Annotated in this window: 12 protein-coding genes; 8 read left to right on the forward strand and 4 right to left on the reverse strand. The window is 40.3% G+C overall.

The features are described 5' to 3' along the window. Positions 1-29: 29 nt before the first annotated feature. On the reverse strand, positions 30-1,295 hold the full coding sequence (locus BET01_RS02390; protein WP_120195142.1) for an Nramp family divalent metal transporter: 1,266 nt from the start codon (positions 1,293-1,295) through the stop codon (positions 30-32). Positions 1,296-1,904: 609 nt separating this feature from the next. Between BET01_RS02390 and BET01_RS02395 the strand changes: the two genes are divergently transcribed. From BET01_RS02395 to fsa, 8 genes are read left to right on the forward strand one after another with little or no spacing between them, the layout of a single operon-like run. Further along, positions 1,905-2,612 carry a FadR/GntR family transcriptional regulator gene (locus tag BET01_RS02395; RefSeq protein ID WP_120195143.1) on the forward strand — a complete coding sequence of 236 codons (708 nt, stop codon included), beginning with the start codon at positions 1,905-1,907 and terminating at the stop codon, positions 2,610-2,612. Then, positions 2,609-3,964, forward strand: coding sequence for an ABC transporter substrate-binding protein (locus tag BET01_RS02400; RefSeq protein WP_120195144.1), 1,356 nt, complete (start codon positions 2,609-2,611; stop codon positions 3,962-3,964). The genes BET01_RS02395 and BET01_RS02400 overlap by 4 nt, the downstream gene beginning before the upstream one ends. Before the next feature lie 60 nt (positions 3,965-4,024). Then, positions 4,025-4,897, forward strand: coding sequence for a carbohydrate ABC transporter permease (locus tag BET01_RS02405; protein ID WP_120195145.1), 873 nt, complete (start codon positions 4,025-4,027; stop codon positions 4,895-4,897). A 4-nt stretch (positions 4,898-4,901) separates the two neighbouring features. Beyond that, positions 4,902-5,735 (forward strand): carbohydrate ABC transporter permease, encoded by an 834-nt coding sequence (locus BET01_RS02410; RefSeq protein WP_120195146.1) that lies wholly within the window; start codon positions 4,902-4,904, stop codon positions 5,733-5,735. Between the two features lie 24 nt (positions 5,736-5,759). Next, the gene (locus BET01_RS02415) at positions 5,760-6,560 is read left to right on the forward strand and encodes a transketolase (protein WP_120195147.1); all 801 of its coding nucleotides are present in this window, start codon (positions 5,760-5,762) and stop codon (positions 6,558-6,560) included. Next, positions 6,560-7,489 (forward strand): transketolase family protein, encoded by a 930-nt coding sequence (locus tag BET01_RS02420; protein ID WP_120195148.1) that lies wholly within the window; start codon positions 6,560-6,562, stop codon positions 7,487-7,489. Before BET01_RS02415 ends, BET01_RS02420 begins: the two co-directional genes overlap by 1 nt. A 23-nt stretch (positions 7,490-7,512) precedes the next feature. Next, positions 7,513-7,908, forward strand: a complete 396-nt coding sequence (locus BET01_RS02425; RefSeq protein ID WP_120195149.1) for a cupin domain-containing protein — start codon at positions 7,513-7,515, stop codon at positions 7,906-7,908. A 17-nt stretch (positions 7,909-7,925) separates the two neighbouring features. After that, positions 7,926-8,582: a fructose-6-phosphate aldolase gene (gene fsa, locus BET01_RS02430; RefSeq protein WP_120195150.1), complete on the forward strand. Its 657-nt coding sequence runs from the start codon at positions 7,926-7,928 to the stop codon at positions 8,580-8,582. 102 nt (positions 8,583-8,684) lie between these two features. Here the strand turns inward: fsa and BET01_RS02435 are convergent, their stop codons facing one another. From BET01_RS02435 to BET01_RS02445, 3 genes are all read right to left on the reverse strand, one after another. Continuing rightward, positions 8,685-9,146, reverse strand: coding sequence for an HD domain-containing protein (locus BET01_RS02435; RefSeq protein ID WP_120195151.1), 462 nt, complete (start codon positions 9,144-9,146; stop codon positions 8,685-8,687). 239 nt (positions 9,147-9,385) lie between these two features. Beyond that, positions 9,386-11,683: a hydratase gene (locus BET01_RS02440; protein ID WP_120195152.1), complete on the reverse strand. Its 2,298-nt coding sequence runs from the start codon at positions 11,681-11,683 to the stop codon at positions 9,386-9,388. A 225-nt stretch (positions 11,684-11,908) separates the two neighbouring features. Further along, positions 11,909-13,276: a CitMHS family transporter gene (locus BET01_RS02445; protein ID WP_120195153.1), complete on the reverse strand. Its 1,368-nt coding sequence runs from the start codon at positions 13,274-13,276 to the stop codon at positions 11,909-11,911. Between the last annotated feature and the right edge of the window lie 2 nt (positions 13,277-13,278).

The following is a 13,278-nucleotide window of genomic DNA, read 5'->3' on the forward strand; positions in this document are numbered from 1 at the left end:
TCTATCAGATGTATTTTAGTTCCAACCCTTTATCCTTTTATCATACTGACGAGCAGCATTATATTCAGAATCGTCAGTATGATACCAATGAGAATCAAGGCCATTTTATGTTTGAGTGAATTTTTATATTTTCCCATAACCCGTTCCGAAGAGGTTAAATAAATCTGCAAGAATACAGTGATTGGAAGCTGAATACTTAAAAACATCTGGCTATAGATTAATCCTTTCAATGGATCTGTTATTAAAAAGATCAAAAGAGTTGCAGATACTAAAATCCCAATCACTCCAAACTTTGTATGGGGATCCTTTGGATCATAAGGCTCATCAAACATTCCTGCAATTATTGAGCCTCCGGCCATGCCTGCCGTAGTCGTCGATGCAATTCCGGAAAATAATAAGGCCCCGGCAAAAATCAGAGCTGCTCCCTTTCCTGCCAACGGCTCCAGCATGGTTGCCGCCTGGCCTAGTTCCGTTATGTGTATTCCTTTATTAAAAAAGGTGGTGGCAGCCAATATGATCATAGCACTGTTGATTGCCCAGCCAATCAGCATGGAAAACAGGGTATCCGCAAACTCATATTTCAGCTGTAATTTTTTTACTGATTCATCTTCAAGGTTCCACTGTCTGCTCTGAATGATTTCCGAGTGCAGAAATAAATTGTGGGGCATAACTACAGCCCCTAAAACAGACATGATTATGAGCATGGAGCCCTGAGGGATGTCAATCGTCGTCCAACCGGCAACCGCATGATTAAAATCCACATGAACCAGACTCAATTCATATATAAATGACAAACCTATGATGGAAACAAAACCTATGATCCACTTTTCCAGCTTCTGATAGGAATTTGTAAAAAGCATCCATAATATTAGAACCAATATCATGACCGAGGCCAATTTAACAGGTATCTTAAATAAAAGATTAAGAGCAATGGCACCACCAAGTATTTCTGCAAGCGCCGTTGAAATTGCAGCCAAAACTGCTGTTGATAAAACGATTTTTGACAGCCAGGGCTTTAGATTCTTATTTGCAGATTCCGCTAAGCAATCACCGGTCACAATCCCAAGGTGAGCCACATTATGCTGAAGGATAATTAACATAATTGTTGATAACGTTACCATCCAGAGAAGCTTGTATCCATATTCAGAACCTGCAGCAATATTAGAAGCCCAGTTACCAGGATCAATAAACCCTACTGTTACTAACAGCCCCGGACCGACATAATGAAGCAATTCTTTTAATCCAAGCTGTGGATTATGACCTTTTCTATTCTCTTTTCTATTTGTATTCTCCATTATTAAATCCTCCTTCTATGTTTTTTCTATTACAGCAAACCCGATCTCATATATTCTATAATTTTTCATACCCTTACAGAATAAATCTATTTTTTCAAAAAAGAAAGAGTTAATTATGTTTTTTAGTTAGTTATTGCTAACCAGTTTGTGTCACATTCTATAATTAATACTATTTTTCCTAATTTGCTCTGGTCTTATGTAAGTTAGTCCTTCAAACAGATTATAAAATATATAAAATTAGGGATAGAATTCCACATTTTATCCTGATTTTTTTAAACTTATTTAAAGATTTTATTGATATAGATATCAAGTTTACTCATAAACTAAATCCTTCCCCAATTGGTAAAAGATTAAAAACATACCAATTGGTATGATCTATTATCAAAGGTATGATGAATTTTACTTAAAAAATGTACATTTTGCACAATATAAACTGAAAACATTGTAATATAATAATAAAAATCAGAATAAACGTGAAAATGATATTTACATACATCATATGTTATGCTAGTCTATGGATAGATGCAAGGACAAAACTACTAAATTAATTACAAAAAACTTAATATTTATATGCATTTTATCTATTGAATAATAAAAAAGGAGTAGGGCATGCGTAGAAATTCAAATGAGTTGCAAAATATTGATGTACTTCCTATGGCGACTGCACAAAAGGTAAAAACAATGATTATACAACGGGAAATGAAACCCGGCGACCGACTTCCTACGGAAAAGGAGCTGACCGTACTGTTTGGGGTGAGCCGGTCTACCTTAAGAGAAGCTATGAAGTTTTTAAGAGCAGAAAATGTTGTAGTCATACGTCAGGGAAGTGGAACTTTTGTCAGTGCGGGAACGGGAATTGGAGAAGATCCTCTGGGACTGCATTTTACGGATCAGAGATATTTATTAAAGAACCTTTTTGAAACACGTATGCTCATTGAACCACAGATTGCTGGTCTGGCCGTGCAGAGAGCTACGCCTTCGGATATAAAGAATCTTGAGAGACTGGTCGCGGAAATGGATCAGATTCAAATTAACAGCACTTCTACGGCGGAGATGGATATTCAATTCCATACGGCTGTTGCTGAATGTACTCATAATGAAGTATTGATTCGGGTGGTTCCTATTATTAATGAATCCATCCGGCGCAGTCATGTGGAAACCCATAATGACCTGGAGAGCTTTAAGCGGGCAAAACGAAGCCACAGGGGTATCTATAAAGCAATAGCCAGCGGCAACTATATGGAAGCTAAATTTCTGGCAGAAAGGCATGTATGGGAAACTTTAAATGATGTAAGGGAGAGGGAGGAACCAACATGAAACAAAGATTACTTGGTAAGAAAACAATGGCAATTGCCATGGCGGCTCTTATGGCGGCTGGAACAATGACAGGCTGTTCTGCGGGGGGCAAGGAGAACACAGAGACAGCAGAGACAACGAAGAAAGAGACGACAGGGGCAGTTACAGCCACCTCCACAGCAAAGGACGGACAGGCATCTACGGGCGAAATAAAACCGTGTACCATTAAATTCCGCTACTGGGCAGATAATACGGATTATTCCCAGCTCATGCAGGATATCATCAAGAAATTCAACGCAGAAAACGGAAAAGGTATTACGGTAGTTGGGGAAGAAACCCCGTGGGATGGAGGTGCTTATTCCGAAAATCTGTTTAATGCCAAGATGGGCGGGGGAGATATCGACTGCGCAACCTGGAAGTTAACTTCCACGCCATTATTTGTTAACAATGATCTCTTAGCTGATTTAACACCTTTCATTGATGCCTGGGACAAAAAATCTGATATTGATGAAAATATTTATAACATTATGGTAGAGGCTGGAGACATGGAACGAGTCTATGTAATGCCATGGAATATCCAGGTTCTGTATGTATATTACAGGCCATCTATCTTCAAAAAGGCAGGAATTGAGGTACCTAAGACCTACGAAGAATTTTTAGAGGCAATCGAAAAATGCACCATGGATACAAACGGAGACGGAAAGACCGACGTATACGGCTTTGGTATGAGAGGTGCAAAGGGAGGCCAGGAACCATGGGGCAGTTTTGTCAATGGACGGGGAGGAAGTTTTAAGGATTTAACCACTCCGGAAGCAGTACAGGGGATGCAGGATTTTGTTGATGTTTATAAAAAAGGCTATGTACCTCCTACAGCAATCAGTGACGGATTTAGTGAAATCATTGCTAATTTCAAGTCCGGGCTTACTGCAATGACCATTCACCATACTGGATCCAGCAAGGATATGGAAAAGGTATTTGGAGACGATGTATCTGCTTTCCCATTCCCGACAGGCAAGGGACAGTGGACCTCAATGGGAGATACGGAAACCGTTATATTTAACTCCTGTGAGAACAAAGCGGCTGCTTTTGAGTGGGTATCCTATCTAGCGGCAGGAGAAGGTCAGAAAATGTGGTGTGAGGGAACTGGAAATGTTCCTGTAAGCAAGAGTATTCAGGCATCTGATTTCTTCCAGAATAACCGTTTTATGAAAGCCTCAATTGATGGACAGGGTTATGCAGGTATTGTTCCGATTCTTGATACCACAACAGAATGGATTTCCAGTCTTTGGCCGAATACCGTTTCTCAGGCGCTGACCGGAAGCATTACCCCCGAACAGTGCATGAGGACCCTTCAGGATGGACTTTATCAATAGATAACTTATATGTCAGGGCTGCTTCCTATGCAGCCCCATCCATTTAGGAGGAAAATACGAATGGTTAAGAAACGAACAATATGGCCGTATGTATTAGTTGCTCCGGCTGTGTTTATTATCCTGTGCGTCGTGTTTATACCGGTTATCAATGCAATTATTATGAGCTTTCAGAACTATGATCTTAGAAGACCCAAGGAGATTGCATTTAACGGATTTTCCAATTATGCGGCAGCATGCAGGGATCCGCTCTTCTGGGGTTCTCTCACCCGGACCATAATCTGGGTGGTATGTGGTGTGGGCTTTCAATTTCTGTTCGGCTTTATTCTGGCCCTTCTTTTAAATAAGGAGTTTAAGGGGAGGGGAGTAGTACGGGCAGTCAGCATGATCCCCTGGGTTACACCAGGCGTTTTAATCGGGTTAATGTGGAGATGGATCTATGACGGTAACTTTGGCGTATTAAACGACCTGCTGTTAAAAGTCCATTTCATTACCGATAAAATACCCTTTCTTTCTCAGGTGACAACCGCGTTTCCAAGTGTCATTGTGACGATTATCTGGCAGGGAATTCCGTTTTTTGCACTCATGCTTCTGGCAGCTTTACAGGGAGTATCGACAGATATTTACGAGGCATCAGACATTGATGGGGCGTCAGCCTGGCAGAAACTTATTTTAATAACCATTCCTTCCATTAAAAATACTATTTTTGTAACGGCGCTGCTTCGTATCATCTGGGTTGCCAATTCTGTAGATGTGATTTTTAATATGACAGAAGGCGGACCAGCCTATTCTACTCAGACGCTCAGTGTTTATATTTTCAATAAGGGAAATGCGTTGAATCTGGGTTATGCATCCGCAATGGCATTATTAATGGCAGTACTACTGTTATTTGTGGCAGTACCGTATCTGAAAATGAATTTTAAAGAGGAGGTATAAGAAGATGAAGCAAGTGGATATGAAAAAGATATTTTGCGTTTACCTTCCTCTGATTGTGATTCTGCTTTTTATTCTGTTTCCATTTTATTGGACTCTCATTACATCGGTAAAGCCTGAGGATGAATTATACGGCACGGTAGTTACCTATTGGCCCAGAGCTTTTACGCTTGAGTCTTACCGGAAGCTTTTTACGACAACGGTGAATTTCTTTGGGGCGATCAAAAACAGCTTTCTTGTGGCTACTATGACGACCCTGGTATCATTAACAGCATCGACCCTTGCGGCATATGCATTTTCCAGATACCAGTTTGCCGGAAGAAAGATTCTGATGTGTACGTTCCTCTGCAATAATATGTTTCCAACCGTATTGCTGCTCATTCCGCTGTATTCCATTATGCGTAAGATGGGGCTTTTGTACACACCGACCTCACTGGTTTTATCTTATACTACATTTACCATTCCTTTTTCCGTATGGTTATTATTAGGATTTTTAAATGACCTTCCCATGTCCCTTGAGGAAGCAGCCCTGGTAGATGGCTGCAACAGAGGTGTCGCATTTGTAAGAATCATCCTTCCGATTCTGGGACCATGCTTGGTTGCTACCGGAGTTTATATCTTTATGACATCCTGGAATGAATATACATTTGCCGTGATGTTTACCAATGCAGAAACACGTACCATTCCGGTCGCGTTAAAAAGCCTGATCGGACAGCTTGGAGTTCAGTGGGATTTGCTTACAGCAGGAGGAATTATAACCATCATTCCAGTATGTATTATGTTCTTTTTTGCGCAGAAACGATTAGTGGAAGGCCTGACAGCGGGAGCTGTAAAAGGTTAAGCCGATAATAAGGAGGAAATATTTATGCAGTACGATTTGAAAGCAAAGGAATTGAGGGCAGAAATACTCAAAATGTTATTTGCCTGTCAGTCAGGGCATCCAGGAGGTTCCTTATCCTGTGTAGAGATGCTTATGGCGCTCTATTATGAAGTGATGGACGTAGACCCTGAGAATCCGGATAAACAAGACAGGGACCGCCTTGTATTAAGCAAAGGACATGCTTGCCCAGCATTATATGCAATCCTTGCAGACATCGGTTATTTCCCAATGGAGGATTTGGCAGGACTCAGACAAATTGACAGTCACCTTCAGGGGCATCCAGACTGTACAAAGACACCGGGAATCGATATGAATACCGGTTCTTTGGGGCAGGGAGCATCTCTTGCAATGGGCATGGCACTTGCGGCAAAGCACGGAGGGGAGTCTTATAATGTGTACGCAGTTCTTGGGGATGGAGAATGCCAGGAAGGTCTTGTATGGGAAGCTGCAATGGCAGCCGCGCATTACAAGTTGGATAATTTGACTTTTATGCTGGATTACAACAGGCTTCAGATTGACGGAAGCAACGAAGAAGTAATGGGCCTTGGAGATATCATTAAGAAATTTGATGCTTTCGGGTTCGAGTGCATGGAAGTTGAAGGACATGATGTCGTTGCTATAACAAAGGCTTTAAAGACTCCGGTATCAGGAAAACCGAAATTTATCTGTTGCAAAACCATCAAGGGAAAAGGTGTTTCATTTATGGAGAACCAGTATGGCTGGCATGGAAGAGCAATAAATGCAGAAGAATTTGACCAGGCAATGAAAGAGCAGGAGGTAGTATAATGGGAAAGTCTTTGAGAGTTGCTTATGGAGAATCCCTGGTAAAATTAGGGGCAGAAAACGAAAAAGTAGTGGTACTTGATGCAGATCTTGCACATGCCACCCAGACCTGTATGTTTAAAGAGGAATTTCCAGACCGTTTCTTTAATATGGGAATCGCAGAGGCGAACTTAATGTGTACGGCGGCAGGCTTTGCAAATAAAGGATATATCCCTTTTGCAAGTACATTTGCCCTATTCGGTGCAGGCCGCGCCTATGAGCAGATAAGAAATTCCATTTGCTACACCAATGCAAATGTAAAGTTTGGATTTTCACATTCCGGACTTTCTGTAGGAGAGGACGGAGGAAGCCACCAGTCCATTGAAGATATTGCACTTATGAGAGAGATGCCTCATATGACCATTTTTGTACCCTGCGATCCTGCGGAAACAGAGAAAGCGGTCATGGCGGCAGCCGAAATCAACGGACCAGTTTACATCCGTGTAGCAAGGCCGGTCTGTGATGATATTACTACATCTGATACACCCTTTATTCCAGGAAAAGCCAATGTAATGAAAGAAGGAAATGACTTCTGTATTATATCCTGCGGTCTGATGATTCCCGAAGCTTTAAAGGCTGCCAAAGGACTTGAGAAAGAAGGCATACATACTTGCGTTGTGAACATGCATACCATCAAACCCATTGACAAAGACATCATCTTAAAAATGAATGAAACCTGCAAAGCAATTGTCACACTGGAGGAGCACTCCGTGATCGGTGGCCTTGGATCAGCAGTTGCAGAGGTTCTGGCAGGTCATAATGGAGCCAGATTCAAAAGTCTGGGGATCCAGGATAAATTCGGAAAATCAGGAAAGCCAGACCAGCTTTTTGAAGCTTATGGACTAACCGCCGGGCACGTGGTAAAGGCTTGCAGAGAACTTTTAAACTTTTAAAAAATTGGAGGGTTATAGTAAAAATGATTATAGCAGATTATGAATTTGCCGGAGAAGGCATGCAGAGAGTATTTGAGAATGAGAAATGGACCGTTGGCATAAAAAACTGGAAACCTGCCAATGACGTTACAGGTATGGATTGTCTGGAAAGGCATAATAAAACGGATGAACTCTTTGTTTTAACGGAAGGTGCTTGCACCCTTATTTATGCCAATGAAACAGAGAAGGGTCTGGAATTTGGTTCTGTTAAAATGGAGCCTGGGAAGGTATTTAACATACCGGCTACCTTGTGGCACAATACCATTACACAAAAAGATACAAAAATGATTTTAATAGAGGATTCCAATACTTCTATGGAAAACAGCGATATATTAATGCTTGATAATGATCAAATTGTAGCTATTAGAAGTCTTGCATAAAGGAAGATGAGGAGAATATGAAATTTTTTGTTGACACAGCCAACGTAGAAGATATCATAAAAGCCAATGATATGGGAATCATCTGTGGCGTTACCACAAACCCTTCCCTGATTGCTAAAGAAGGGAGAGTCTTCGGCGAAGTTATTAAGGAAATCACATCTATAGTTGATGGACCCATCAGCGGGGAAGTTAAGGCGACAACTGTTGATGCGGAAGGCATGATCCAGGAAGGAAGAAAGATCGCCGCCATTCATCCAAATATGGTGGTTAAAATTCCAATGACAATAGATGGACTCAAAGCGGTTAAGGTATTGAATGAAGAAGGCATCAAGACCAATGTAACTCTGGTATTTTCCGCTGCACAGGCTCTTTTGGCTGCACGTGCAGGAGCTACTTATGTCTCGCCGTTTCTAGGACGTCTTGAGGATATTTCCATGAAAGGCATTGTTCTGATCAAGGAAATAGCCGAGATTTTTAAAATAGGTCAAATAAAAACCGAAATAATTGCTGCCAGTATCCGCAACCCCATTCATGTAACTGATTGCGCAAAAGCAGGTGCCGATATTTCAACAGTTCCTTATAAGATTTTGGAACAAATGGTGAACCATCCGCTTACTACTCAGGGCATTGCAAAATTTCAGGCTGATTATAAAGCAGTATTTGGAGAAAATTAACTATAAAATACTTTTTAATACGATTTCAAGGTACTTTATTGTATATTGGCAAATATAAAAGTTAAAAAAGACCAGGTATGACCTTCCTTCTAATGTTACTGCTTACAGTCCAAACTCTGCCTTTAACTGCTCATACCTGGCCTTTTCTTTCTCGTGAACCGGGAAGGAAGGATTGTACAAGCAATGCTGCATCACATCCCCATCAATTAATACTTCATCAAAGGAGTCGTGTGTATTCTCTTTGCTGCTGTGATTGTAAATCGCACTGCAGATCTGCTCGATCTCCTGGGATTCAAAAACAGAAAGAGAGTTTAAGATCTCTCTGGCCATTGCTGAACCTTTATGAGCATGATCTTTTGTATCCATGGTTATATAGGAATATATATCATGAAGCATACCTGCAATTGCTGCCAGTTCTGCATTTTCCTTCCGTTTCATAGCTATCATAACACACGCCTGGGAGACCCCATATAGGTGCATGTAACCACATCTTCTGTACTCTTCATCCAAGACCTTTAACAGCACGTTATCTACGTATTCTCTAACCTTTTCTAATCTATTCATAAACCACTCTTCCTTAATTCTTATAAAATAATATGTTAGAAAGTATACCATTTTTCATTTGGTCACGCAATAGCGCCTGCTATTTTACTGGTACACTCATAATGTCAGTGTACTTGCCCCCGCCCTGAGGTACAATGAACTAAAATGATATGGATTAGCCATGGACCTCTGTCGGGTTTGGCATTCGGGGCAGTAATTAATAAGCTTGGAATAGGGTAACATTTGGTCTGGGGGTAGAATTATTGATTCTCTAATGAAATCTTATCACGGTTATAATTAATTAAGGAACCAGATAAAACAATCGCTTTTTCATTATCGGTTAACGCTTCCCAATATAAATGAATCTCCTTGATTGTGTCTCCGATGATATAACCAGTTATTTTCTTCTCACCTGTAGCAATGGCTTTTTTAATGTCAGGGATAAAGATATAATCATCTACTTCAAACTCTGGACTTTCTACCATCTGGAATGGCAGCATTCCCCAGTTGATCACATTGGAACGATATCGTTTTGTGGCATATTCTTTACAGATGTTTGCTAATCCGCCTAACACTCTTTGGCAACTGGCAGCTTGTTCACGTGCAGACCCATCACCTGGTTTTGTGCAGTAGATGACACCACCAATCTCTATGGATTGAAGTTCATGTTCAACATTTGGATAGATGGATTTGATTTGATTGTAAACAGCGCTTAACTCAGAAGGTACCACGTTGTTTTCAGCTCTGTCTATTTCTAAGGCAGCTACGGCTTTAGCTCTTTCAACATATTCCGGATCTCTTCTTGATAAGGTATACTCTGCTAACCCAAGTGGGTTAGAGCGGTAAGAAGAAGTTTCTCCAGAAGGAATCAGTTCATCTGTGGTCGTAACATCGTCAAGAATCTTAGAGCAGACACGCAGGAGCACATGATCACCCAAGGAACTCATATTTGGCCAGTCCTTTATATTAGGGCCATAGACTAATTCATCTTCTTCATGAGGTTCCAAGAATCCCTGATATACTCTTTTTTCGTAAGCGGAACCATCAAAGGTGTAGTCGTAGACTGGATAATCCTTTACGACCTCAGTTGCTGGAGTCAGTATGCCATTATTAATTGTAGTTGCTGCAATGGAACGTGCATCCATTAACGCCACTGAAGTCATCTGTCCATTTCCTGGCTTAGAACCGTCTCGGTTAATGAAGTTCCTTGTTGTATGACGAATACTTAACCCATTGTTAGAAGGTGTGTCTCCTGCACCAAAGCAAGGACCACAAAATGCGGTCTTAACAATCGCACCAGTTGCCATTAATTCAGATACAATTCCTTTTTGGGCTAATTCCATATAAACTGGTATGGAAGATGGATAAATAGACAAACTGTAATCTTTATCTATGGAACCTGCACTGGATAATATCTCCGCTGCCTCAATAATGTTATTATAATTTCCACCGGCACATCCAGCGATGATTCCCTGCTGTACCTTTAATTGATTATTTTGAATCTTATCGGTCAGCTTAAAGTCAATCTTAGGATTGTTAATCAGCTTTTTGGCTTCAACCTCTACGCCGTGTAAAATATCAGATAAGTTTTCATTCAAAGCCTTGATTGAAAATACATTGCTTGGATGGAATGGTAAAGCAATCATTGATTCCACTTTGCTTAGATCCACATAAACTGCGCCGTCATAATATGCCACTGACTTTGGTTGCAGCTCTTTGTAATCATCTGCTCTGCCATGAATGGTTAAATACTGTTTCGTATCTTCATCTGTCTGCCAGATGGAGGTTAAACAAGCGGTCTCTGTTGTCATTACATCAATGCCATTACGGAAATCAGTTGAAAGATTTGCGATACCAGGGCCTACAAATTCCATAACTTTATTTTTTACATAGCCATTTTTAAATACTTGACCGATAATTGCTAATGCAATATCTTGAGGTCCAATTCCTGGCTGTGGTTTTCCATCTAAATAAATAGCTACAACGTCTGGATATTCGATATCATAGGTATCACCTAAAATCTGTTTCACCAGCTCGCCTCCGCCTTCGCCAACTGCCATGGTACCTAGTGCACCGTATCTGGTATGGCTGTCAGAGCCAATAATCATCTTCTCACAACCAGCCATGGTCTCTCGCATGAACTGATGAATGACGGCAACATGAGGAGGTACAAAGATTCCACCATATCGTTTTGCGGCGGACATACCAAAGGTATGATCATCTCCATTTATGGTGCCACCAACTGCGCAAAGTGAGTTGTGGCAATTGGTTAACACATACGGAATTGGAAATTCAGTCATTCCAGAAGCCTTTGCAGTCTGGATAATTCCTACATAGGTCAGATCATGAGAGGTCATAGAATCAAATTTAAGTCTTAAGCTCTTCATGGAATCGGACTGGTTATGCTTTTTTAAAATATCATAAGTGATCGTTCCCTTTTTTGCTTGTTCCTTATCAATTGGCTCCTTGCTGTAATTTTCTAACTCTGCAATGTTCTCCTCAGAGATAAGTTCCTTATTATCAACAAGAAAAGCTCCTTTATTAAATAAATTTATCATTTTGTCCTCCTTGTGTTTACAATTAAAAACCGCATGTTACTATCATTTTAAATGAATAACACGTTTGTACCAAATTCTTAAAAGGAATATAGATAACGCCTGAAATATATCGGCTGCAATCTACGGCATTTCTTTGTAACATACTGTTGCAGTATTTATAATTTGGCTGTCACAGATGCTGTGTTATCCAGCTACTGTGACAGCCACCTTCTACTTCGTATAAAATTAATATAAGAATGGTACTGGAATCGCACCAATTAAAACTGCTATTACCAACTGGATAAAGAAACTTGGGATTCCCCATTTTAAATACTCTTTTTGATAATCAACAAAGCTTACTTCTGTACGATCTACCAATACATATAAGAAAGCAACCAATGGGCTGGCAAAACGAACGGCTTGTCCCATTAAAGATGCAACACCAATATCCACTGGAGTAGCGCCGAAACTATATGCAATTGGTGCAATTACAGGTAAAATACCAAAGTAGAACGCGTCATTAGGAAGGAAGAATAATCCAGGTAATGAGATTAAGGCAAGTAACAATGGAATATATCCACCCATGTTTGCTGGTAAAAGAGAAACGATCTGCTGTGCCATTGCGGAACTAATGCCACTGCCGTTTAAGATTCCCATGATTACGCCTGCACCAAATACCAAACTAACTGGTCCTAATGCTTCTGCGCCATTTGCAGTAAGTCTTTTTTGCTGAAGATTAGGATCTTTAAAGTTCACAATAACAGCAATTGCGGTACCGATTAAGAATAAGATTCCGCCATTTATAACATCAAGAATCAGTAATACCATAATAAGTACGGTTAATGCAAAGTTGAATGGTAATAATTTAGGTGCTTTTAATCCTTCTGGATCTTCGTTAATGGAGGTGATAATATTTTCTAAGTCTTTATCATTAATAATGCTGGAACCAGATGAGTATCCTAAACGTGCACGCTCCTTCTTACCGTAGGAGTAAGCCATATAAACGGTTAATACAATGGCTCCAATCATTCCAGGAATCAGTGGTACAAAAAATTCCTTAGGTCCGATGTTTAAAACCGGCATCGCTCGTGCCATTGGTCCACTCCAAGGAACCAGGTTCATGATGGAGTTAGGAATCGCGATTAATACAGCGAGATATAATTGCTTCATCTTCATCTTCTTAAACAGGGATAAAACAGCTGCGGTTACAATAAGAACTGTAGTTGTTCCATCACCATCTAGGGATACTACCATTGAAATTGCTGCAGTTGCTAAGCAGAGTCTAAGAGGATCACCTTTAGCCCATTTGATCAATACCTTGCTTAGTGGATCAAAAAGACCAACATCAAGCATGATAGAGAAGTATAAGATTGCAAATAATAATAGAGTAATTGTAGGTGCTACACCAGTTTTTACTTTAGTGCCATTAAACTGGTAATAGAGACCTTGATAAATCCAATCAAACACATCAAGCATAGGAACTTTCATGTATGCCGCTACGATAAATCCAAACCCCAATGGAACCAAAATCAAGCCTGCAAACGGAGAAATCTTTTTCTTCAAAAGTAAAACCATAAAAACGATAATCATTAAGTAACCCAACAATGCTAACATAC

This window comes from Lacrimispora algidixylanolytica, assembly GCF_003609635.1.
Classification (GTDB): domain Bacteria; phylum Bacillota; class Clostridia; order Lachnospirales; family Lachnospiraceae; genus Lacrimispora; species Lacrimispora algidixylanolytica.

Excerpts from the sequence above, each read along its gene's own strand:
- BET01_RS02390 (WP_120195142.1), bottom strand. The coding sequence starts at position 1,295 with ATGGAGAATACAAATAGAAAAGAGAATAGAAAAGGTCATAATCCACAG.
- BET01_RS02420 (WP_120195148.1), top strand. The coding sequence starts at position 6,560 with ATGGGAAAGTCTTTGAGAGTTGCTTATGGAGAATCCCTGGTAAAATTA.
- BET01_RS02395 (WP_120195143.1), top strand. The coding sequence starts at position 1,905 with ATGCGTAGAAATTCAAATGAGTTGCAAAATATTGATGTACTTCCTATG.
- BET01_RS02425 (WP_120195149.1), top strand. The coding sequence starts at position 7,513 with ATGATTATAGCAGATTATGAATTTGCCGGAGAAGGCATGCAGAGAGTA.
- BET01_RS02435 (WP_120195151.1), bottom strand. The coding sequence starts at position 9,146 with ATGAATAGATTAGAAAAGGTTAGAGAATACGTAGATAACGTGCTGTTA.
- BET01_RS02410 (WP_120195146.1), top strand. The coding sequence starts at position 4,902 with ATGAAGCAAGTGGATATGAAAAAGATATTTTGCGTTTACCTTCCTCTG.
- BET01_RS02405 (WP_120195145.1), top strand. The coding sequence starts at position 4,025 with ATGGTTAAGAAACGAACAATATGGCCGTATGTATTAGTTGCTCCGGCT.
- BET01_RS02440 (WP_120195152.1), bottom strand. The coding sequence starts at position 11,683 with ATGATAAATTTATTTAATAAAGGAGCTTTTCTTGTTGATAATAAGGAA.
- BET01_RS02445 (WP_120195153.1), bottom strand. The coding sequence starts at position 13,276 with ATGTTAGCATTGTTGGGTTACTTAATGATTATCGTTTTTATGGTTTTA.
- fsa (WP_120195150.1), top strand. The coding sequence starts at position 7,926 with ATGAAATTTTTTGTTGACACAGCCAACGTAGAAGATATCATAAAAGCC.
- BET01_RS02415 (WP_120195147.1), top strand. The coding sequence starts at position 5,760 with ATGCAGTACGATTTGAAAGCAAAGGAATTGAGGGCAGAAATACTCAAA.
- BET01_RS02400 (WP_120195144.1), top strand. The coding sequence starts at position 2,609 with ATGAAACAAAGATTACTTGGTAAGAAAACAATGGCAATTGCCATGGCG.